Below are 19,622 nucleotides of genomic sequence, written 5' to 3'. Positions count from 1 at the left end.
TCGTTCAGGACATACCTGCGCGTCTTCTGACTCGAATGTCGATCATGCAGGTATCGGAGATCGTTGATTCGAGTTGTTTTGCGTTTGCAAATAGAACCGGCTTTATTTCGCTCTACGATTGCCAGCCATCCACAGATACAGCAACGCACCACCCGCGAGCAGCAGCGGGCACAAGATATACCATCCCGTCGTCAGAAACAGCCCGGCGACGGCGACCAGCGAAATCCACGCGCAGCGGTACGCGATGCCGCCACGCGGCAGCAGTTTCAACGCCGCGGCCGCGCCGAGCCCGTACACCATCACGAAGCAACCGGACGTGACGAGCACGAGCGGTTTCGGCCCGACGTCCGAGATCGTCGTTGCCGCGAGCGCAACGGCCGCCAGCACAGCGATCACGCCGAGACTGCGGCGCGGCACGCCGCCGACCTGGCTGCCTTGCGCGAGCCACGCGGGCAGCGCGCCGTCGCGCCCGAGCGCCGCGCCGAGTTTGGCCGCACCCGCGAAATAGGCGTTCATCGTGCCGAGCGTGAGCAGCACCGCGGCCGCGGCCGCCAGCACCTGCGCGTGACCGCCGATGCCGCCCGCGATCAGTTCCGCGAGCGGCGCACCCGATGCGCCGGCCGACGGCCCGAGCACCGTCACGCTCGCGGCCGCGACCGACAGATACAGGAATCCGACGACCACGACCGCGATGGCGGCCGAGCGCGGCATGTCGTGCGCGGGCCGGCGGAATTCGGCGGCGAGGTGCGTGATGGCTTCCCAGCCCGCGAAGCTCCACACGAGCAGCGCCGCCGCCTGGCCGACCGCCAGCCAGCCGTGCGGAGCGAACGGATGCAGGTTCGCGGGGCGCGCATGCGGCGCGGACGCGAGCACCGCGGCCAGCAGCAGCGTGACGAGTAGCGCCGACAACACGAGCTGCATGCGACCCGACACCGTCACGCCGAACGCATTCGCGGCCGACACCGTAGCGATCAGTGCGGCGGCCGTGACGATGACCGTGGCATGCCCGCCGCCCGTGACGGCCGCGACATACGCGCCGCCGAACATCGCGGCGGCCGGCGCGCCGGCCGGCACCGCGAAATAGAAACACCAGCCGACGATCGCCGCGGCCTTCGGCCCGAATGCGCGTCGCGCGTAGGTCGATACGCCGCCTGCGTCCGGATAGCGCGCACCGAGTGCGGCGAAGGTGGCCGCGAGCGGCCCCGACAGCACGACGAGCGCGGCCCAGGCGAGCAGCGATGCCGGGCCCGCGACCTCGGCGGCGAGCGCGGGCAACGCAATGACGCCGGTGCCGAGCACCGCGCCGATATACAGCGCGGCGCCCTGGAAAATCGTCAGCGAGCCCGCGTGATGAACGGCGGGCGAATCGGCATGCGAAGGCATGAAAGGCAGTCTCCGGAAGGCTTGTTCTGGGCGCGGTCGTTCGCGCGATGAATCGTGGGATGCTACCCGAACGAGCGCGGCAGTGCGGCGCGGCGTTCAGTAGTCCGCGACGTGCCGCATGTCAGCCGATGTCAGTAGCGGCGTGCGAGACGCAGACGCGCGTCCTCGCGCGCGGCAGGCGGCAGCTCCGGCGCGTAGTGGAACGCGCCCGACACGAGCGACGCGACGGGCACGCCGTCGCGGAACAGCACGCGATTGCCGGCCAGCGCGGGCACCTTGTCGCCGGGCAGCAGCGTGCCGGCAAGGTTCAGCGGATCGGCGCCCGTCACGCACACATACTGGCCGTCGCCCGGTTGGCGACGCAGTTCGCGCAGGATCGGGATCGCCTCCGGCAGCGCGAACTGCTCGCCCGCGAGCCCGGCGACGAAGCGTCCGCCGCGAATCTCGCCGCGCGCTTCGAGCCGCTGCAGCACGCGCACGAGTTCGCGCCAGCTCGGCAGCCAGTCGGCTTCGCGTTCGAGCAGCCGCCAGAACACGACACCATAGCGGCGCAGCAGCGTCCAGACGATGTGTTCGAGCGCGTCGGGATCGGTCGCGGGCGCACCGCGCTTCGGTGCCGGGATTGGCGCGTCGTTCGGTGCCGAAACGCGTTGCACGAGCGCCCAGCGGCCCGCGTCGTCCATCCCGCCGATCAGTGCGCCGCCGCGCCGCGTGCGCGGCGCATACGTCGGGCTGCGCTTGACCGCCGGCTTCAGCAGCGCGCGCAATCCGGCGAAGCTGTCCGCATTCACGAGACCGGCCGACACGAGTTCGCCGAGTGCCTGTTCGAGTTCGACGGGCAGCATGTGCAGTTCGTCGAGCAGTGCATCGAAGAACATCGCGCCATGTGTGGCGAGCGCGTCTCGCACTTGCGTCGCGCGCGCGGACAGCGCCGGTTGCGCATCAGGGTCGCGCAGCGCCTGCCATGCGCCGAGGTGGCGGCGGGGCAGCAGCACGACCGGTGTCGTCTTCACGGGCGTGCCGGCCGCGCGGGCCGGTGCGCCGATGCGGGTCCACACGAGCTTGCCCGCGCGGCACAGCTCGTCGAGGCCGCCGGCCGTATAGTCGGTCAGCCGTGCGGGCAGGAGCGCGTCTTCCCATGCGCTCGCCGCGGCTTCATAGCCTTCGAGCTGCTCGACGACGGCCGCGAGCGCGTCGCGGCCGGTTCCTCGCGTATCGGGCGTCAGGCGCTGCCAGTGGAACAGGAAGCGCATGAAATCGGCGCGCTCGACGGGCTCGATCTCGCGGCGCAGTCGTTTCACCGTATAGCGATGAATGCGGGCGAGCAGGTGGCGTTCGCACCATTCGTCGGTCGTCGCGCCCGGCGTGAAGCGGCCGCGCATCACGTAGCCTTCGCGCTCCAGTGCGGCGAGCGCCGTCGCGATCGCCGCGGGCGGCAGGCCGAGTGGCTGTGCGATGGCGTCGAGCGTCAGCGGCCCGAATCCGGTGAGCCGCGCGCGAATCACGTCGACGAGCGCGGCGTCGGCGTCCCACGGCTGCGCGCACGCGGCCGGCACCTTCAGCGCGGGTGCAACTCGTGCGTCGGGATGCAGCGCGCGCATGCAGACCAGCCGTTCGACCGGCACCCACAGCGCGGCGCCATCCGGTGTGACGAGTTTCGTCGCGCGACGGCGTTCGGCCAATTCCGCGAGCCGCTCGGGCCAACCGTCGTGCGCCTGCGCTTCGCTGTCGGCGACGCATGCGAGCGTGAGCAGCGCGTCGTGCATTTCGTCGGCATCGCGCACGAGCGGCCACGCTTCGTCGCGCACCGCATCGATTGCATCGGCGTCGAGCGCGCCGAGATCGTCGGCCGACTCGGGGTCGCTCCAGCGGCGCGACTGCACGGCCTGCGTGCGGCGTTCTTCGAGCGGCGCATCGTCGAGGAACGCGTAGGGCTTCGCGTTCAGAATCTCGGCCGCGAGCGGCGACGGTGCGGGCAGGTCGCGCGCGATCAGTTCGATCGCGCCGCTTTCGATCCGGCGCAGCAGCGCGAGCCAGCCGTCGGTATCCATCGCGTCGTGCAGGCAATCGTCGAGCGTCTGGTCGACGAGCGGGTGGTGCGGAATCTCGCGCTCGCCGACGATATTCTCGAGGCACGCGACCTGTTCGGGAAACACGGTCGCGAGCAGGTCGTCGCTCTTCATCCGCTGCAGTTGCGGCGCGGTGCGCCGGCCGCCGGTGAAACGCGGCAGCGCGAGCGAGGTCGTCGCGTTCCAGCGCCAGCGCACGCCGAACATCGGCGCGTCGAGCAGCGCCTGGACCAGCACGTGTTCGGCGCTGGCCGAGCGCAGGTAGCGCCACACTTCGTCGAGCGCGAAGCTGTGCGCGAGCGACAGCGAAAGCACGATCGCGTCGTCGGTCGCGGCGGCCTGCAGCTCGAAGTCGAACGTGCGGCAAAAGCGCTTGCGCAGCGCGAGCCCCCAGGCGCGGTTGATGCGGCTGCCGAACGGCGAATGGATCACCAGCTGCGTGCCACCCGACTCGTCGAAGAAGCGCTCCATCACGAGCGTGTCCTGCGTCGGCAGCGCACCGAGCGCCGCGCGCGTGCGTGCGAGGTAGTCGACGATCTGGCGGGCCGCGTCGGGAGACAGGTGCAGATCGTCGGCGAGCCAGCGCAGCGCCGGCGCGAGGCGGCTGTCGGCCGGGACGATCGCGGTGCCGTTGGCATCGCTTCGCGAGTCGGTGACGGCTGGGGCTTCGGCGGCTCGTTTGGCCTTGCCGCGCGTGGCCGTCTTGCCGGCTGCATCGCCGCTCGCGCCGCGCTTGCGCCCACCGGCATCCGTGTTTCGATCGCCTTCGGCGAACAGCCCGTCGAGCCGCGCGCGCAGCCGGCCGACCGCGGCCGACAATTCGTCGCTGCGCCCGGGCGCCTCGCCGAGCCAGAACGGAATGCTCGGCGACTGGCCTTGTGCGTCCTCGACGCGCACGCGGCCCGTTTCCACTCGAATGATCCGGTACGACTGGTTGCCGAGCTGGAACACGTCGCCGGCCAGGCTCTCGACCGCGAAATCCTCGTTGACGGTGCCGACCTGGATGCCCTGCGGTTCGAGCAACACCGCGTAGTCGGCCATGTCGGGAATCGTGCCGCCCGAGGTCGTCGCGGTCATCATCGCGTTGCGGCGTCCGCGCACCGTGCCGCCGACCACGTCGCGATGCAGATACGCGCCGCGCACGCCGCGGCGGCTCGTGAAGCCTTCGGCGAGCATCTTCATGACCTCGTCGAAGCGTTCGCGCGACAGGCGCGCGTACGGCGCCGCGCGCGTGAAGCTCGCGTACAGCGCATCCTCGTGCCATTCCGCGCAGGCGACTTCGGCGACGATCTGCTGCGCGAGCACGTCGAGCGGCGCCTCGGGAATCCGCAATGCGTCCAGCTCGCCGCGTTGCACGCAGTCGAGCAGTGCCGCGCATTCGACCAGCTCGTCGCGCGACAACGGGAACAGGCGGCCCTTCGGCACGCCGCCGACATGGTGGCCGGAGCGGCCGACGCGCTGCAGGAACGGTGCGATCCCGCGCGGCGAACCGATCTGGCACACGAGATCGACGTCGCCGATGTCGATGCCGAGTTCGAGCGACGCGGTCGCGACGAGCAGCTTCAGTTCGCCGCGCTTGAGCCGCTGTTCCGCGTCGAAGCGATGTTCCTTCGCGAGACTGCCGTGGTGCGCGGCGATCGCGTCCTTGCCGAGGCGCTCGGCGAGATGGCGCGCCATGCGCTCCGCGGTGCGCCGCGTGTTCACGAACACGAGCGTCGTGCGATGCGCGGCCGCGAGCGCGGCGATGCGGTCGTACACCTGTTCCCACACGTCGGTTGCCATTACCGGTTCGAGCGGCACGTTCGGCAGTTCGAGCGCGAGGTCGCGTTCACGCGTATGACCGGTGTCGACGATCGTGCAGTCGCGCGGCGCATCGGCCGGGCCGCCGACCAGGAAGCGCGCGACCGCGTCGATCGGTTTTTGCGTGGCCGATAATCCGATGCGCGGCAACGCGCGGCCCGTCAACGCATCGAGGCGTTCGAGCGACAGCGCGAGATGGCTGCCGCGCTTGGACGACGCGAGCGCGTGGATCTCGTCGACGATCACCGAACGCACGCTCGACAGCATCTGCCGTCCCGACGTCGACGACAGCAGCACGTACAGCGACTCGGGCGTCGTCACGAGGATGTGCGGCGCGCGTTTGCGCAGCGCCGCGCGTTCGGCCTGCGGGGTGTCGCCGGTGCGCACGGCGGTGCGGATCGCGGGCACCGGCAGGCCGAGCTGCGCGAGCGATTCGGCGATACCGGCGAGCGGCGCGTCGAGGTTCACGTGGATGTCGTTCGACAGCGCCTTCAGCGGCGACACATAGACGACGAGCGTCGCGTCGGGCAGCGTGCCGTCGTGCGCGAGCGCATCGCGCACGAGATCGTCGAGCGCGCACAGGAACGCGGTGAGCGTCTTGCCGGAGCCGGTCGGCGCGGCCACGAGCGTCGACCTGCCGGCCTTGATGTGCGGCCACGCGAGCGCCTGCACGCCGGTCGGGGCGGCGAACGTGCGGCGGAACCATGCGGCGACGGCCGGGTGGAACACGTCGAGCGCGTGGGCGGGGCGGGTGGCGGTGACGTCCATCGGAGCGTTGAAATAGGGTGCGAGCGCACGGGCGGCCGCGCGCGAATCGTCAGTGTGCCAGACGTCGCCTATGCGCGCCGGGCAACGCGAGCGGGGAGAATGCGCGCGCCTCGAAGAGGCAGATGAGGCGCGGTGCCGGCGTTTCAATAGGCGTGCGTGCGCAACGCCACCCGTTCGGTCACGGGTGCCGGATCAGCGAGCGGGCGCTTGCGTTCGGCGTGCGCGGGGCCGGTGCGCGGCCCCGTCCGCGATTACACGCGATGCAGCCAGCCGAGCCAGTGTTCGAGGAACGGCGCGCGCGTCCACAGCGACTGCGCGAGCCACAGCGTGCCGCCCCATGCGGCGGCCACGATGATCAGGTCGCAGTGCCCGCTGTTCCACAGATTCAGCGAGTGACGCCGCCAGATCCACGGCACGCCGAGCGGATTCGGCCAGTCCGCGAGCAGGTGCATCAAGCCGCCGCATGCGAAGCCGAACAGCGGCGCGGCCCACAGCGGATGCGGATGATGCGTGAGCCCGTGCCAGCCGAGCGCGAGCAGCGCGATCCAGCCGATGCCCCAGTGCGTGACGGTGCGGTGCGTGATCCACAGGCGGCGCTTGCGGGTCCACCATGCGACTTCGAGCCAGTCGGGCGCGGTGCCGCCCGCGACGCCGGCCGCGAACGCGGCGAGCAGGCCAGTGTGCCAGGGGCCGGTCGCGCCGGTTTGCGCGACGAGGACGGCGGCGGCGACGCCGGCCGCGAAGCCGGACGCGTGATGCGCATTGTGTGATGCCATAGGGAGCGGGACGAAGAAACGTGAAGCGGCGTGCGAGCGAAAGCGATGACGCAGCGCGAAAGCGGGGGGCTATCTTCTCAGATCGGCCTGCACAGCGGGTGGTTCAGGCGCCGTTTTTTTGCATGTACGGCGTGACGGCGGAGTGGTTTGCAACTTTCGGATTGGTGCATTGCACGACGACCGGCGGCGCAGGCAATTTCGACCGATGCGTATGCCCCTTTCTACCGGGTGAGCGACCGGCCGCCCACAATTTGCACGCATTGATCGCGCGTCGCGTGTTCGACCCTTTTTGTCCCCCTATACTACGAAGCCGCAGGTGTCCGCCGGCGAGCCAGCGGATACGCGCGGATCGGGCGCCTTTCCCGCCTGAAAGAAGATCCACATGGGGGACATGCAATGACTACGCTGAATCGCTTCAAAACATCCGCCGTCGTGCTCGCGACGGTGGCCGGTGTCGGTTTCCTGCCGAACGCGCCTGCCTATGCGAAGGGTCCGCAGCCGGCGGTCCTGACGAGTTCGGCGGTCGCGGTGGCCGACAAGTACAGCGCGGATGCCGCGGAGCGGATCTTCAAGGAAGGCGGCAACGCGATCGACGCGGCTGTCGCGATCGCGTTCACGCTTGCCGTCACGTATCCGGAGGCCGGCAACATCGGCGGCGGCGGCTTCATGACGATCTACAAGGACGGCAAGCCGTACTTCATCGACTACCGCGAGCGCGCGCCGCTCGCCGCGACGAAGGACATGTACCTCGACAAGGAGGGCAACGTCGTCAAGGGCATGAGCCTGTACGGCCCGCGCGCGGCTGGCGTGCCGGGCACGGTCGCGGGCATGTGGGAAGCGCAGAAGCGCTTCGGCAAGCTGAAATGGAAGCAGGTGCTCGCGCCGGCGATCCACTACGCGCGCGACGGCTTCATGGTCGACGAGCAGCTGGCGCAGCGCGGCGTCGACGCGTCGAAGGAGTTCGGCGGCAAGACCAACTTCGACAAGTACTTCTCCGGGTTGAAGGCGGGCACGAACTTCAAGCAGCCCGATCTCGCCGACGTGCTCACGCGGATCGCGAACGGCGGCGCGGAAGGTTTCTACAAGGGCAAGACGGCCGAGCTGATCGCGGCTTCGATGAAGACCGGCGACGGCAACGGGCTGATCACGACCGAGGATCTCGCTCAATACCGCGCGGTGTGGCGCCAGCCGGTGCAGGCGAAGTGGAACGGCTATGACGTGATCACCGCGCCGCCTCCGAGTTCGGGCGGCATCGGCCTCGTGCAGTTGCTGAAGATGAAGGCCGATCTCAAGAAGGACTTCGACGGCGTAACGCTCAATTCGCCTCAGTACATCCACCTGGTCGCGGAAATCGAGAAACGCGTGTTCGCCGACCGCGCGCAATACCTCGGCGATCCCGATTTCTACAAGGTGCCGATCGCGCAGCTCACCGCCGACTCGTACATCGCGAAGCGTGCGGCCGAGGTCAATCCGAAGGAGCCGTCGGACACGAAGAGCGTGCAGCCGGGACTCGGCACGTCGATGCCGGAGAAGGCCGAAACGACGCACTTCTCGGTCGTCGACAAGTGGGGCAACGCGGTATCGAACACGTACACGATCAACGGCTATTTCGGTTCGGGCGTGATCGCCGACGGCACCGGCATCGTGCTGAACGACGAGATGGACGACTTCTCCGCGAAGCCGGGCGTCGCGAACATGTTCGGCGTGGTCGGCAGCGATGCGAACGCGATCGAGCCGAAGAAGCGTCCGTTGTCGTCGATGTCGCCGACGATCATGACGAAGGACGGCAAGGTATCGCTCGTGATCGGCACGCCGGGCGGCTCGCGGATCTTCACGTCGATCTTCCAGGTGATCAACAACATCTACGACTTCAAGATGCCGTTGAAGGAGGCGGTCGGCGCGATGCGTTTCCACCACCAGCTGCTGCCGCCGAACACGATCTTCTGGGAGCCGTACCATCCGATCGAAGGCGAGCTCGCGAAGCAGATCGAGGCGCGCGGCTACACGCTGAAGGGGCAAGACTTCAGCGGCGACATCCAGGTGATCAAGATCGACGGCAAGACGCCGGAGGCGATGGCCGATCCGCGCGGGCGCGGCGTCACGCGGATCATTCACTGACGGGGCAGGCCGTGGGCGCGACCGTCGTGACGGTCGGGCCCGCGGCAATCGATGCCGGGCCGGTGCCCGGCATTTTTCATGGTGCGGCGGCTTCGCGGGCGCTCGACGCCAGCCGGTCGCCCTAGCGGTCGCCCCTAGCCGGTCGCCCCCTTTTTCATCAATTTGACGCGCGACGCTGAGATAATGGTGGAGTATGGCTGCGTCAATTGAAGGAAGGAGGCCCCATGGACGATAACGATACCCGCACCGAGACCGACGACCTCACCGATATGACATCGGGCGAGTCGCGCCGGCACCATTTCGAGGAAGACCTCGTCGATGCGTACGACGAAGAACTCGAAATGGAGCTTGACGACCGCCGTTTCGATAACCGCGAGGATCTGCTGTTCTCGCCGGAGCGCCGCGAAGCGCGCAAGCAGTATTTCCGCGAGCTGTTCCGGCTGCAGGGCGAGCTCGTGAAGCTGCAGGACTGGGTCGTGAGCACGGGGCACCGTCTCGTCGTGATTTTCGAGGGGCGCGACGCGGCAGGCAAGGGCGGCGCGATCAAGCGCATCACGCAGCGCCTGAACCCGCGCGTGTGCCGCGTGGCGGCGCTGCCCGCGCCGAACAACCGCGAGCGCACGCAATGGTATTTCCAGCGCTATGTCGCGCATCTGCCGGCCGGCGGCGAAATCGTGCTGTTCGATCGCAGCTGGTACAACCGCGCGGGCGTCGAGCGCGTGATGAATTTCTGTACCGACGACGAGTACGAGGAATTTTTCCGTTCCGTACCCGAGTTCGAGAAGATGCTGGTGCGTAGCGGGATCCAGATCGTCAAGTACTGGTTCTCGATCACCGATCACGAGCAGGAAGTGCGCTTCCAGAGCCGAATCGCGGATCCGCTGAAGCAGTGGAAGCTGAGCCCGATGGATCTGGAGAGCCGCCGCCGCTGGGAAGCCTATACGGCCGCCAAGGAAGAAATGCTGCAGCGCACGCATATCCCCGAAGCGCCGTGGTGGGTCGTGCAGGCGGTCGACAAGAAGCGCGCGCGCCTGAACTGCATCAGCCATCTGCTGACCCAGGTGCCGTATCACGAGGTGCCGCGCCCGACGATCGATCTGCCGCAGCGCGAGCATCACGAGGACTACATTCGGCGTCCGGTGCCGGACAGCATGATCGTCCCGGACGTTTATTGAGCGGTTCAGGTCGGCTGGATCGACCGCCGGGTCGCGCCGTGCAACGCGGCGCGCGTTATTCCCGGATCAGGAACGCGGCACGGTCGCGGCCGGCGATCCAGGCGGGCGCGCGACCGCGTCCGCTCCACGTGGCGCCCGTCGCCGGATCGCGATATTTCGCGCCGATCGTGAACAGCTTCGCGCGATCGCTGTAGCCCTGCCCGAAGATTTCCCGCGCGGTCAGCGCGTAGTCCTTCACGAGCTGGCGCGCCTGCGTCAGTGCCGCATCGCGTTCGCGGCGACGTGCCGTCTGAATGCGTCGATCGAGTTCCGCGAGCTGGGCTTGCAGTTCTTGCAGTTGCATGCGTCCGATATCCCCTGTCTGAATTCTGATTGTCGGCGACGCGCGAGGTGCGGCGTGCCCCATGCCCGGCCAGCCATTTGCGAAGCGCCGTACCGGGAATGCAGGGAGATTAAATTTCGGTGCGCGGTTTTTCTATGGGACTTATCTGAATTTTCGCGGGGATCGTGGTGATTCCGGGAACCGAGGCCGCGCGGCCGGCAACGCGTCACAGGTCAGGGAAGCCCGAGCGCCCCTGCGTCAGGTCGAACAGCTCGGTTTTTGCCGCCGCTTCGGCCTTTTCCGGCAGCTTGATCACGAGCTTCACCGTCATCCCGTACGCACTGTCCGCCAGTTCGTAACCCGCCTGCTCGATCCAGCGGCGCACGCGCGCTTCGTCCGGATAGCCGATCTCGATCGCGAACCGCGTGTGGCGAATGCGTTCGACGCGCTCGGCGTCGAGCAGCGCGGAGGCGATCGCATCCGTATAGGCGCGCACCAGGCCGCCCGCGCCGAGCTTTACACCGCCGTAATAACGGACGACCGCGCCGAGCACGCCGTCGAGATCGTGATGACGCAGCACTTCGAGGATGGGCCGGCCGGCGGTGCCCGAGGGCTCGCCGTCGTCCGACATGCCGGACTGGCCGCCCGCGAGCAGCGCCCAGCAGACGTGGGTGGCCGCCGGGTGCTCGTCACGCAGGCGCTGCAGCGCCTGCATCGCGGCGTCGCGGTCGTCGACGGGGATCGCGTGTGCGATGAAGCGGCTCTTGCGGATTTCGAGCTCGCGGGTGTATTCGGTGGCGAGCGAATAACTCATTGAACGGGAGGGAAAAGGAGATTCGGAATCGAGCACATTATGAGCCATTTGGGTGCACGATCGGTACAAAGTACGTCGGACGGCGGATTGTCGGGATAACCGACGATGCATGACTTTCCGGGAAGTTGATAAATGGTTAAATATCGAAGAAGTCCCACGCCGTAACGTTGATCTTTTGTAACAGTCCTGTTACAGTTCCGCCGCACCGAGATGCCGGTCACTCGGCATGGAAAGCGGAGCGCAACGGCCGGATACGCGGCGGCGCTATATAAAAACACTCAAGAGAAGTCACCTCAACGAGAACAACAATGGCCGATTTGCATTGGACCATGCCAATCGCCAGATGGACGTCGATTTCGACCGCGGGGGTGCCGGGCGTCGAAGCCCTCGATCCGATGGTGCGTCGCCGCTTGAGCCGGCTGTCGCGTCTCGCGCTTCAGGCTGCCTATGATTGCGCCGGAGCGGAAAATCCGTTACGAATGGTATTCGCGTCGCGTCATGGCGAATTGACGCGTACCACCGGCATTCTCTCCGACATCGGCGCCGCGGAACCCGTCTCCCCGACGGCCTTCAGTCTCTCCGTTCTCAATGCGGTCACGGGCATATTCGGGATCGCAAGGCGCGACCGATCGGCCGCGACCGCGATCGCGGCCGGCCATGAAACCCTCGGCTACGCGCTGCTCGAAGCATTTTCCCAATACGACACGTCGCCGGCATCGCCGGTGTTGCTCGTCTATGCGCACGAACCGGCCGACCCTGTATACGGCGATGTCGATGACGACCCGGAGAGCGTCGGGCTTGCCGTGCTGCTTGGCGCCGATGAGCCGGTCGGCTATCTGACCTGCGAAATGGAGGTTGACGGCGCGAGCGACACACGCGTTGCCGACGACGCGGCGAGTACGCAAAGCGCAGCAGTGCTGCGCTGCCTGTCGGCGCGCACGACGGTGTCGTGGCGTGGTCAACACGCATTCTGGCGATGGAGCTGGCATGATCGCGCGGCTTGACTACGGCTGGCGTCTGTTCGCGACCGGCATGAGCCTGGCGTTTTTTGCGTGTTGCGGATCGGTGTTCTCGGTGCTGGCGATCGTCGTCGGCGCGCTATGGCCGCATCGGCGCTCGCGCCAGCGTTGCGTGACGCTCGTCATCCATTATTTCTTCCGCGTGCTGGTCGCGCTGCTGCAGCGCATTGGCGTGATGAAGCTCGAGCTGAGCGGCGTCGAGCGTCTTGCAAAGAACGGCCCCGCCATCGTTGTCGCCAATCATCCAACCTGGCTCGACGTCATGGTGCTGCTGTCGCTGACGCCGAAGGCCTGCTGCGTCGTCAAGCGCGGCCACTGGGGCAACCCGTGTTTCTGGGGCATCGTCCGCGCAGCCGAGTACGTGAGCAATGCCGATGCCGTCGGTCTCGTTGAGGCCGGCGCACGGCAACTGGCGGCGGGCTACACGATGATCGTCTTCCCGGAAGGGACGCGCAGCCCGGGTGGCAATCGTCTGCATGCGTTCTCACGCGGCTTCGCGCATATGGCGCTGCAGTCGCGCAGCCGGATCCAGCCGGTGCTGATCGATTGCGATCCGCCGGTATTCACCAAGACCCTGCAGTGGTATCACGTGCCGTCTCGTGCGTTTCGCATGCGCATAGACGTGCTTGAGCCGATGGATCTGAACCGGCTGGCGTCGGATGTGACGTCGCCATCGATTGCCGCTCGCAGTATTGCCCGAGAGGTGGAAGTGCATATTACTCAAAGCCTGTTTCAGTATGGATACTTTAAAACTGCAAATTAAGCAGCTTCTGATCGAGATGCTCGATCTCAGCGACATGACGGTGGACGATATCGATGACGATGCGCCGCTGTTCTCGACCGACGGAATCGGCCTCGATTCCGTCGATGCGCTCGAAGTCGGCATCATGCTGCGCAAGAAGTTTCAATTGACGATCGCCGCGAACGACGAGCGCACGAAAGCGCATTTTCGGTCGATCAACACACTGGCGGCGTTCATTGCCGAACAGCAGTCGCATCAGGCATCGCAAGAAGCCGTGCTGGAAAAGGGGAGTCACTCGTGACCGATGCAGAAATCCTGGAGCGCATCCGCGCCATTTTTCACGAGAATTTCGCGATCGAGCCGGAGCGCGTGACACCTGAAACGCACCTGTTCGAAGAGCTCGACCTGGACAGCATCGACGCGGTCGATCTGGCCATCAAGCTTCAGGAGATGACGGGCAAGCGCATCAAGCCGGAAGAATTCAAGTCGGTGCGCACCGTCGGCGATGTCATCGTCGCGGTTCACGCATTGCTCGCGCGCGCATGACGATGGCGATGACGGGCATGCGGGCGACTACCGGCACCGGCTTGCCACGTTGGGCAGGCGTGGCGGCCAGGGCGGTGCTGTTTGTCGCCTATCCGCTCGTCATCCTGTTTGCCTGGCAAAGCATGTCACCGCGCTACGTCGGTTGCCTGCTCGTCGCATTGCTGTGGCTTCAGCGCACGGTCGGCAAGGGCACACTCGCGAAGGCGCTGCGACGGCTCACGACGCTCGACTGGTGCGTGGCGGGTGCATTGACCGCGCTGTCCGTCGCGATTGCCGTGACGGACAGCGAACGTCTTCTTCATCTCTATCCTGCATGTGTGAGTGCCGGCTTGCTGGTCGCGTTCGGCGCGACGCTGCGGCGCGGTCCGACAATGATCGAAAAATTCGCACGATCGACCTATCCCGAGCCGAGTCCGGAAATCGTTCGTTACACGCGGCGCGTCACACAGGTGTGGTGCGTATTCTTCATCGTGAACGGCGGCTTTTCGGTCTACACCGCGTTGTACTGGAGCCGTGCATCATGGGCCCTTTACAACGGCTTCGTCGCGTACGTGCTGATCGGTGCATTGCTTGCGGGCGAGTGGCTGTGGCGCAGCGTTGTCATTGCCGCCAGACGAAAGCGCACGGGTGTCGCATGATCGCGCTGCACGAGATGCTGTGTGCCGCGGCGGATAGCGAAACGACAGTCTGCCGCGACGGCGCCGAGGTGCTGACGCTGGGCGATTGGCGCGCGCGCGTGGACGCCATCGCCCGGACGCTCGACGCGAGCGGCGCGCGACGGGTCGCGATCTGCACGGACGATCCGTACGACTTCGCGTGCGCATTCTTCGCGGTCGCGGCGGTGCAGGGCGAAATCGTGATTCCGGCCAGCAACGCGCCCGGCTATCTCGGCGATCTGGCCCATGCATACGACCTGGTGCTGGATGCGCCGACATTGGCCGCGTGCGGGCACGACACGGAGCGCGTATCTGCCATCTCCGTTCGCTCGATCGACGCGACTGCCGCGGTGACGCTTTATACGTCCGGCAGCAGCGGCGTCGCGAAGCCGGTGCGGAAGTCGCTCGCGCAGCTCGATGCCGAAGTGCGCACGCTGCAGCGCGAATGGGCCGACCGGGTCGGCGCGGCGGTGACGCTGTCGAGCGTGCCGCATCACCACATCTACGGGCTGCTGTTCAGGATCCTGTGGCCGTTGGCGGCGGGCCGCGCGTTCGACCGGACACCGGTGCTCGAGCCGTTGCAACTGCAGCAGCGGCTTGCCGAATACGGCGGCGGTGTCGTGGTCTCGACGCCGTCGCAACTGATGCGCTGGCCGGCGTTGTCCGGTTTTCCGATGCAAGCCCCCGCGCCGTGCGCGTTCTTCTCGTCGGGCGGCCCGCTGCCGGCCGATGCGGCAGCAGCCTATTCGAACACCTTCGGCGCGGCGCCGCTCGAGATCTTCGGCAGCACCGAAACCGGCGGCATCGCATGGCGGCGTCAGGACGTCTCGCACGCGTGGCAGCCGTTGAAGGGCGTTGACGTGCGCTGCGACGACGACGGCGTACTGTGCGTTCGCTCCGCGCATCTCGGTCACGATCGCTGGCACCGCACCGACGACACCGCGCGATTCGACGCGCAGGGGCGCTTCGCGCTCGCGGGACGGCGCGATCGCGTGATCAAGCTCGACGGCAAGCGCGTTTCGTTGCCGGAGCTCGAGACGCGGATACTCGCGCATGAGTATGTCGAGCAGGCGGCCGCGGTGGTCGTCGACGGCGCGACGCGGCCACACGTTGGCGTCGTCGCGGTGTTGAGCGCGGCGGGGCGAGACGCGCTGGCGGAGCACGGGCGGATTGCCGTTGCCACGACGTTGCGGCATGCGCTCGGTGCCTATTTCGATGCGGCCGCATTGCCGCGCTACTGGCGGTTCCGCCACGCGATGCCGTTCGATGTACGCGGGAAGCTGCCGGCCGCCGCGCTGGCGGCGGCCTTTACGGCCACGCCGGAGGGGTTCGAGCTGCTCGCGTCGTGGCGCAGCGACGACGCGTTGCATTACGAGCTGCGCGTGCCGCCCACGCTCGCGCATTTCGACGGGCATTTTCCAGGGTTGCCCATCTTGCCCGGGGTCGTGCAGATCGACTGGGCCGCGCGCCTTGCCGGCCGCGAGATGCCGGCCACGCGGGAAATCCGTTCGATCGAACACCTGAAGTTCAAGGCACCCGTGCCGCCCGGCGCTGTGCTGGCGCTGCGCATCGCGCATGATCCGGTACGCGGCTGCACGCGCTTCGCGTTTCGGTGCGGTGGCCGGGAATGCACGTCGGGCGTACTGGTATACGACGCGGCGGCGGCATGAGCGGCACCTGCATCGTCATTCCGATCTACAACCATCGCGATGCGATCGGCGGCACGCTGGCGCGCCTGGTCGCGCACGGCCTGCCGATTCTGGTGGTCGACGATGGCAGCGACGAGCCGACCCAGCGGGTGCTGGCCGCGCTGGCCGCGCAGTATGCCGGTTCCGTGACGCTGCTGCGGTTGCCCGTCAACGGTGGAAAAGGTGCGGCGGTCATGGCCGGCGTGCGTGCCGCGCGCACCCAGGGATACCGGCACGCGATCCAGATCGATGCCGACGGCCAGCACGATGCCGACGACGTGCCGAAGTTCGTTGCGGCCGCCCAGGCCGAGCCGGACGCCGTGATTCTCGGTCGGCCACGTTTCGACGACAGCGTGCCGAAGGCGCGCCTGTACGGCCGCTATCTCACGCACGCGTGGGTGTGGATCGAAACGCTGTCGCTGGACATTCCCGATGCGATGTGCGGGTTTCGTCTTTATCCGGTCGATGCCGTCTGCGAACTGATCGACGCGGTGTCGATGCCGACGCGGATGGCTTTCGACAGCGAAATCCTGGTCCGGCTGCACTGGCGAGGCCTGACGTTCAGGACGATCGAGACGCGCGTCGTCTACCCGGCCGACGGCGTGTCGCATTTCGACGTCTGGCGCGACAACGTGCGCATTAGCGCAAGCCACACGCGGCTCGTCGCCGGGATGCTCGTGCGCGCGCCGATGCTGCTGACGCGCCGGCTCATCCGGTGGCGCGGCGCGCCGGCGACGGAGCGCACGCGCGGATGGTGGCGCATGCCGGAACGCGGCAGCTGGATCGGCATGGCGTTGCTGGCCCTGAGTTGCCGCTGGTTCGGCAAGGATTTCACGTCGCTCTGGCTGCATCCGATCGTCGGCTATTTCGTGCTGACGAATCGCACGGCGCGCACCGCTTCGCATGCGTACATCGCGCGCCTGCGCGACGCGCAAGCGGCGGCCGTGCCGAAGCCGGGATGGCGCAGTGCGTATCGGCACATGCTTGCCTTTGCGCAGGCGGGATTCGACAAGTTCGTCGCATGGTCCGGCCGTCTCGACGAACTCGACGTGCGCTTCGACGATTCGTCTGCGTTCGATGCGCTTGCCGCAAGCGGGCGCGGTGCGCTCGTGATCGGCGCGCATCTGGGCAATCTCGAGATGACACGGGCGCTTGCGCTGCGCGATGCGCACACGAAGGTGACGGCGATCGTCTATACCGAACACGCGAAGCGCTTTACCGGTGTGCTGGCTGGCGCGAACCAGGCATTCGGCAAGCAACTCGTCGAGGTATCGGACTTCGGGCCGGATACGGCGATGATGATGCAGTCGCGGATCGATGCGGGCGAACTGCTCGTGATCGTCGGCGACCGCGTGCCGCCGCATGATTCGGGGAAAACGGTCGACGCCCGTTTTCTCGACGCGCAGGCCCCGTTCGCGCAGGGCCCGTACATTCTCGCCCATGCGCTCGGCTGTCCGGTCTACCTGTTCTTCTGCCTGAAGGAGCAGCGCGGCTACCGGCTCTATTTCGAACCGTTCGCAGACCGGATCGAGCTGCCGCGCCGCGAGCGCGCGAGTCACGTCGCGCAATGGGCGCAGCGCTATGCCGCGCGGCTCGAACACTATTGCCGCAAGGCTCCCTATCAATGGTTCAACTTCTTCGATTTCTGGGCGCGGCCCGATGGAGGTCCGCGTGGCCGAGCATGACATGAAGAACGTCTCGGCAACCGCCGCGGCGGACGCGAGCCGGCCGGCCGTCGTGATCGGCGACCGGCATCTGACGATCGAAGACGTCATCGCGATCGCCCGCGATGGTGCGCCGGTCGCGCTGAATGCGGCGCCCGCGTGGCGCTCGCGGATCGAGCGCGGCGCAACCTGGTTGCGCGACTATCTCGCGAACGGCGGCACCCTGTACGGTGTCACGACCGGATATGGCGACGCATGCGTGGTCGAGGTACCGCCGTCGCTCGTCGAAGCGTTGCCGCTGCAGCTGACCCGTTATCACGGATGCGGGATGGGCGACTGGTTCGACGCGACGCAGACGTTGTCCGTCATCGTCGCACGGCTCAATTCGCTCGCGTTCGGTTACTCGGGCGTGCGGTTCACATTGCTGGAGCGGCTGGCCGATCTGGTGAATCACCGCATCCTGCCGCGCATTCCGTCGGAAGGCTCGGTCGGCGCAAGCGGCGACCTGACACCGCTGTCCTACGTCGCCGCGGCGCTGGTCGGCGAGCGCACCGTATCGTTCGCCGGCGACGAGCGGGACGCGCGGGACGTATGGCGCGCGATCGATCGCGCGCCGCTCACGCTTGCGCCGAAGGAAGGGCTCGCGCTGATGAACGGCACGGCGGTCATGACGGGGCTGGCCTGCCTCGCGTTCGCGCGAGCCGAGCACCTGACGTCGATAGCTGCCCGCCTGACGGCATTGACGACGGTCGCGCTCGACGGACGGGCGGGGCACTTCGATGCGCGGCTGTTCGACGCGAAGCCGCATGCGGGGCAGGCCGAGGCGGCCGCATGGATACGCGCCGACCTGGCCGGGCGCGACGAATTGCCGGGGCGGCGCCTGCAGGATCGCTACTCGGTCCGGTGCGCGCCGCACGTGATCGGCGTGGTGCGCGACGCGTTGTCGTGGATGCGTCGCGATATCGAGAACGAACTGAACAGTGCGAACGACAATCCGCTGATCGATCCGGACGAAGGGTGCGTCCTGCACGGCGGCAATTTCTACGGCGGCCATATCGCGTTCGCGATGGATGCACTGAAGACCGCGGTGGCCAACCTCGCGGACCTGATGGATCGCCAGCTCGCGCTGCTGGTCGACGACAAGTTCAGCAACGGACTGCCGCGCAACCTGACGGGGGCGACCGGGGAGCGCGCTGCGATCAACCACGGGTTCAAGGCGGTGCAGATCTCGTCTTCCGCATGGACGGCGGAGGCGCTGAAGCACACGATGCCGGCGAGCGTGTTCTCGCGCTCGACGGAGTCGCACAACCAGGACAAGGTCAGCATGGGAACGATCGCCGCGCGCGATTGCCTGCGCGTGCTGGCGCTGACGGAGCAGGTCGCTGCGGCGCACGTGCTTGCGACCGTGCAGGCCGTCCGTCTGCGGCTGCGCAACGACCCGCGCACGCAGCTTTCGCCCGCGCTGCGCGCGTTCATCGACGATGTGGATCGCCAATCGCCGCTGGTGGTCGAGGACCGGCCGCTCGAAGCGGAGCTGCGCGCGCTGACCGCGCGCCTGGCCGCCTGCGAGCCGATTGGCGGATCGTCCGGCGGATGCCGGCGCGGGGAGGCGGCATGAACGAGAACCGTCCGCCGCTCACCGCGACCGCACGCGTCGAGGTGCTGTTCCACGATGTCGACGCAATGAATGTCTGCTGGCACGGGCATTACCTGAAGTACTTCGAAAGCAGCCGCGCCGCACTGCTGCGGATGATCGACTACGACTATCCGGCGATGCTGGCGTCGGGCTACGTGTGGCCCGTGGTGGAGGCGCATCTGAAATACGTTCGCCCCGCCCATTACAGCCAGCAGCTCGACGTGCGCGCGACGCTCCTCGAATTCGAGAACCGGCTGAAGATCGGTTACGACATCCTCGACGCGGCCTCGGGCGAGCGTTTGACGAAGGGCTATACGGTGCAACTGGCGATCGATGCGACGACGCGCGAACTGCAGTTCGTGTCGCCGCCGGCCTTGATCGAAAGGGTGCATGCGCAATGGGCCTGACGCTGCGCTACCGACGGTTTGCGGCGCCGATACTCGGCG

16 protein-coding genes are annotated in these 19,622 nt (G+C 67.3%); 11 read left to right on the top strand and 5 right to left on the bottom strand.

Annotation, left to right across the window (positions count from 1 at the left end; all coding sequences use genetic code 11):
• Nucleotides 1-102 precede the first annotated feature (102 nt).
• The 3 genes from F3J14_RS09590 to F3J14_RS09580 all read right to left on the bottom strand — a co-directional run bounded on the left by F3J14_RS09590 (nucleotide 103) and on the right by F3J14_RS09580 (nucleotide 6,796).
• Nucleotides 103-1,383 (bottom strand): amino acid permease, encoded by a 1,281-nt coding sequence (locus tag F3J14_RS09590; protein WP_166722768.1) that lies wholly within the window; start codon nucleotides 1,381-1,383, stop codon nucleotides 103-105.
• Nucleotides 1,384-1,514: 131 nt separating this feature from the next.
• Nucleotides 1,515-6,020 carry a DEAD/DEAH box helicase gene (locus F3J14_RS09585; protein ID WP_166722767.1) on the bottom strand — a complete coding sequence of 1,502 codons (4,506 nt, stop codon included), beginning with the start codon at nucleotides 6,018-6,020 and terminating at the stop codon, nucleotides 1,515-1,517.
• A 251-nt stretch (nucleotides 6,021-6,271) separates the two neighbouring features.
• Complete coding sequence (locus tag F3J14_RS09580; RefSeq protein WP_166722766.1) at nucleotides 6,272-6,796, bottom strand: metal-dependent hydrolase; 525 nt, start codon at nucleotides 6,794-6,796, stop codon at nucleotides 6,272-6,274.
• 396 nt (nucleotides 6,797-7,192) lie between these two features.
• On the opposite strand from F3J14_RS09580, the gene ggt reads away from it, so the two are divergent.
• Together ggt and ppk2 are read left to right on the top strand one after the other, a co-directional pair.
• A complete protein-coding gene (gene ggt, locus F3J14_RS09575; RefSeq protein WP_166722765.1) occupies nucleotides 7,193-8,914 on the top strand; it encodes a gamma-glutamyltransferase in 1,722 nt (573 codons plus the stop codon).
• A 224-nt stretch (nucleotides 8,915-9,138) separates the two neighbouring features.
• Nucleotides 9,139-10,089 carry a polyphosphate kinase 2 gene (gene ppk2, locus F3J14_RS09570; protein WP_166722764.1) on the top strand — a complete coding sequence of 317 codons (951 nt, stop codon included), beginning with the start codon at nucleotides 9,139-9,141 and terminating at the stop codon, nucleotides 10,087-10,089.
• 55 nt (nucleotides 10,090-10,144) lie between these two features.
• Here the strand turns inward: ppk2 and F3J14_RS09565 are convergent, their stop codons facing one another.
• Nucleotides 10,145-10,432, bottom strand: a complete 288-nt coding sequence (locus tag F3J14_RS09565; RefSeq protein WP_166722763.1) for an H-NS histone family protein — start codon at nucleotides 10,430-10,432, stop codon at nucleotides 10,145-10,147.
• A 205-nt stretch (nucleotides 10,433-10,637) separates the two neighbouring features.
• Nucleotides 10,638-11,225: a YigZ family protein gene (locus F3J14_RS09560; RefSeq protein ID WP_166722762.1), complete on the bottom strand. Its 588-nt coding sequence runs from the start codon at nucleotides 11,223-11,225 to the stop codon at nucleotides 10,638-10,640.
• Between the two features lie 308 nt (nucleotides 11,226-11,533).
• Here F3J14_RS09560 and F3J14_RS09555 point away from each other — a divergent pair, with 308 nt between their 5' ends.
• From F3J14_RS09555 to F3J14_RS09515, 9 genes are read left to right on the top strand one after another with little or no spacing between them, the layout of a single operon-like run.
• Entirely contained in the window at nucleotides 11,534-12,229 is a 696-nt protein-coding gene (locus F3J14_RS09555) for a beta-ketoacyl synthase chain length factor (RefSeq protein WP_166722761.1), read from the top strand.
• Nucleotides 12,213-13,007 (top strand): lysophospholipid acyltransferase family protein, encoded by a 795-nt coding sequence (locus F3J14_RS09550; protein ID WP_166722760.1) that lies wholly within the window; start codon nucleotides 12,213-12,215, stop codon nucleotides 13,005-13,007. Before F3J14_RS09555 ends, F3J14_RS09550 begins: the two co-directional genes overlap by 17 nt.
• On the top strand, nucleotides 12,982-13,287 hold the full coding sequence (locus tag F3J14_RS09545; RefSeq protein WP_011658619.1) for a phosphopantetheine-binding protein: 306 nt from the start codon (nucleotides 12,982-12,984) through the stop codon (nucleotides 13,285-13,287). The genes F3J14_RS09550 and F3J14_RS09545 overlap by 26 nt, the downstream gene beginning before the upstream one ends.
• Entirely contained in the window at nucleotides 13,284-13,532 is a 249-nt protein-coding gene (locus F3J14_RS09540) for an acyl carrier protein (RefSeq protein ID WP_166722759.1), read from the top strand. The genes F3J14_RS09545 and F3J14_RS09540 overlap by 4 nt, the downstream gene beginning before the upstream one ends.
• A complete protein-coding gene (locus F3J14_RS09535; RefSeq protein WP_211080340.1) occupies nucleotides 13,529-14,170 on the top strand; it encodes a hypothetical protein in 642 nt (213 codons plus the stop codon). The genes F3J14_RS09540 and F3J14_RS09535 overlap by 4 nt, the downstream gene beginning before the upstream one ends.
• Complete coding sequence (locus F3J14_RS09530) at nucleotides 14,167-15,858, top strand: AMP-binding protein (protein ID WP_166722758.1); 1,692 nt, start codon at nucleotides 14,167-14,169, stop codon at nucleotides 15,856-15,858. Before F3J14_RS09535 ends, F3J14_RS09530 begins: the two co-directional genes overlap by 4 nt.
• Nucleotides 15,855-17,561 carry a glycosyltransferase family 2 protein gene (locus F3J14_RS09525; RefSeq protein WP_166722757.1) on the top strand — a complete coding sequence of 569 codons (1,707 nt, stop codon included), beginning with the start codon at nucleotides 15,855-15,857 and terminating at the stop codon, nucleotides 17,559-17,561. The genes F3J14_RS09530 and F3J14_RS09525 overlap by 4 nt, the downstream gene beginning before the upstream one ends.
• Nucleotides 17,548-19,158 carry an aromatic amino acid ammonia-lyase gene (locus F3J14_RS09520; protein ID WP_166722756.1) on the top strand — a complete coding sequence of 537 codons (1,611 nt, stop codon included), beginning with the start codon at nucleotides 17,548-17,550 and terminating at the stop codon, nucleotides 19,156-19,158. The genes F3J14_RS09525 and F3J14_RS09520 overlap by 14 nt, the downstream gene beginning before the upstream one ends.
• Nucleotides 19,155-19,583, top strand: coding sequence for a thioesterase family protein (locus tag F3J14_RS09515; protein ID WP_166722755.1), 429 nt, complete (start codon nucleotides 19,155-19,157; stop codon nucleotides 19,581-19,583). Before F3J14_RS09520 ends, F3J14_RS09515 begins: the two co-directional genes overlap by 4 nt.
• Nucleotides 19,584-19,622: the final 39 nt, after the last annotated feature.

The organism is Burkholderia sp. Tr-862 (assembly GCF_011753085.1).
In the GTDB taxonomy this organism is placed as follows: Bacteria; Pseudomonadota; Gammaproteobacteria; order Burkholderiales; family Burkholderiaceae; genus Burkholderia; species Burkholderia ambifaria.
Note: the sequence above shows the minus strand (reverse complement) of the source record. Positions and strands in the feature narration are given on the sequence as shown.

Excerpts from the sequence above, each read along its gene's own strand:
- F3J14_RS09585 (WP_166722767.1), bottom strand. The coding sequence starts at position 6,020 with ATGGACGTCACCGCCACCCGCCCCGCCCACGCGCTCGACGTGTTCCAC.
- F3J14_RS09545 (WP_011658619.1), top strand. The coding sequence starts at position 12,982 with ATGGATACTTTAAAACTGCAAATTAAGCAGCTTCTGATCGAGATGCTC.
- F3J14_RS09530 (WP_166722758.1), top strand. The coding sequence starts at position 14,167 with ATGATCGCGCTGCACGAGATGCTGTGTGCCGCGGCGGATAGCGAAACG.
- ggt (WP_166722765.1), top strand. The coding sequence starts at position 7,193 with ATGACTACGCTGAATCGCTTCAAAACATCCGCCGTCGTGCTCGCGACG.
- F3J14_RS09580 (WP_166722766.1), bottom strand. The coding sequence starts at position 6,796 with ATGGCATCACACAATGCGCATCACGCGTCCGGCTTCGCGGCCGGCGTC.
- F3J14_RS09560 (WP_166722762.1), bottom strand. The coding sequence starts at position 11,225 with ATGAGTTATTCGCTCGCCACCGAATACACCCGCGAGCTCGAAATCCGC.
- F3J14_RS09515 (WP_166722755.1), top strand. The coding sequence starts at position 19,155 with ATGAACGAGAACCGTCCGCCGCTCACCGCGACCGCACGCGTCGAGGTG.
- F3J14_RS09535 (WP_211080340.1), top strand. The coding sequence starts at position 13,529 with ATGACGATGGCGATGACGGGCATGCGGGCGACTACCGGCACCGGCTTG.
- ppk2 (WP_166722764.1), top strand. The coding sequence starts at position 9,139 with ATGGACGATAACGATACCCGCACCGAGACCGACGACCTCACCGATATG.
- F3J14_RS09550 (WP_166722760.1), top strand. The coding sequence starts at position 12,213 with ATGATCGCGCGGCTTGACTACGGCTGGCGTCTGTTCGCGACCGGCATG.
- F3J14_RS09555 (WP_166722761.1), top strand. The coding sequence starts at position 11,534 with ATGGCCGATTTGCATTGGACCATGCCAATCGCCAGATGGACGTCGATT.
- F3J14_RS09565 (WP_166722763.1), bottom strand. The coding sequence starts at position 10,432 with ATGCAACTGCAAGAACTGCAAGCCCAGCTCGCGGAACTCGATCGACGC.
- F3J14_RS09525 (WP_166722757.1), top strand. The coding sequence starts at position 15,855 with ATGAGCGGCACCTGCATCGTCATTCCGATCTACAACCATCGCGATGCG.
- F3J14_RS09590 (WP_166722768.1), bottom strand. The coding sequence starts at position 1,383 with ATGCCTTCGCATGCCGATTCGCCCGCCGTTCATCACGCGGGCTCGCTG.